Source organism: Acidisphaera sp. S103 (genome assembly GCF_009765975.1).
Lineage (GTDB): Bacteria > Pseudomonadota > Alphaproteobacteria > Acetobacterales > Acetobacteraceae > Rhodopila.
The window spans coordinates 77,175-78,414 of sequence record NZ_LMUJ01000048.1 but is presented as its reverse complement, the minus strand read 5'-3'; the positions used below and the strand labels follow the sequence as shown (position 1 = coordinate 78,414).

1 protein-coding gene is annotated in these 1,240 nt (G+C 66.0%); it reads left to right on the top strand.

The features are described 5' to 3' along the window. A partial coding sequence (locus GSQ89_RS12925; RefSeq protein ID WP_174254859.1) for a hydantoinase B/oxoprolinase family protein occupies nt 1-1,240 on the top strand: 1,240 nt, incomplete at both ends.

The following is a 1,240-nucleotide window of genomic DNA, read 5'->3' as shown; positions in this document are numbered from 1 at the left end:
CCCGCCCTTTCCCCGCCGATCTTCGGGCCGGCGGCGGACGAGCCTCTGGACGCCGATGTCGTGGCAGCCAAATTCGCCGAACTGGCCACCGAAATCGGCGGAGACCGGATGCCGCGACAGGTAGCGGAAGGATTCCTCCAAATCGCCGTCGCCAATATGGCAAATGCGATCAAACAGGTCTCGGTGCAGAAGGGACACGATGTGTCACGCTTCGCGCTGCAATGCTTCGGCGGCGCTGGCGGGCAGCATGCGTGCCTCGTGGCCGACGCGCTGGGGATGGAGACGGTGTTCATTCACCCCTATGCCGGCGTGTTGTCGGCCTACGGGATGGGGCTTGCCGACCAGACCACGATGAAGGAACAGGCGGTCGAAATTCCACTCGGTGCCGATACGATGCCGGGACTTGAGGCATTGGCGGCCAAACTGGCGGCGGATGCCGTCGCCAGCCTGGTATCCCAAGGCGCTGCCCCGCAGGATGTTACCACCGCGAAGTCGTTGCACCTGCGCTATGCGGGCACCGAGGCTGCGTTGATCGTTGCACTGGGTCCGATGCAAACGGTCCTGTCCGCCTTCACCGCCGCCCACAGGGCTCGGTTTGGATTCGCAACGCCGGAACGCCCGGTGGTGGTGGAAGCGGTCGCGGCCGAAGCCACGCTGCCCGGTTCGGTCGCTGCCGAGGCAGGGCTGGCGGTCCGGGAAACCGGAGAACCCGACATCATCGATCGGGTCAGCATGTTCACCGGCGGCGCCGAGGTCGAGGCGCCGGTGCTGGAGCGCACGTCCCTGCTGGCAGGCGACCGCATCGCCGGACCGGCACTGGTGCGGGAGGCCAACGCCACCACGGTCATCGAACCGGGCTGGACCGCCGAGGTCACCGCGCAGGACCACATGATCCTGCGCCGGACGGAGCCGCTTGCCAGCCGCGTTCCGGCCGGCAGCGAGCGGCCCGACCCGGTGCTACTGGAACTGTTCAACAACCTGTTCATGAATGTTGCGGAACAGACCGGCGCGGTGCTGCAGAACACCTCGATGAGCGTGAATATCAAGGAGCGGCTGGACTTCTCCTGTGCGATTTTCGATGCGGAAGGCGCGCTTGTCGCCAACGCACCGCATGTGCCGGTGCATCTTGGTGCGATGGGTGAGAGCGTTCGCACCGTGCTGGAACACCGGCGGCATACGTTGAAACCGGGCGATGTCGTCGCGCTGAACAACCCGTTCAACGGCGGCACGCATCTGCCGG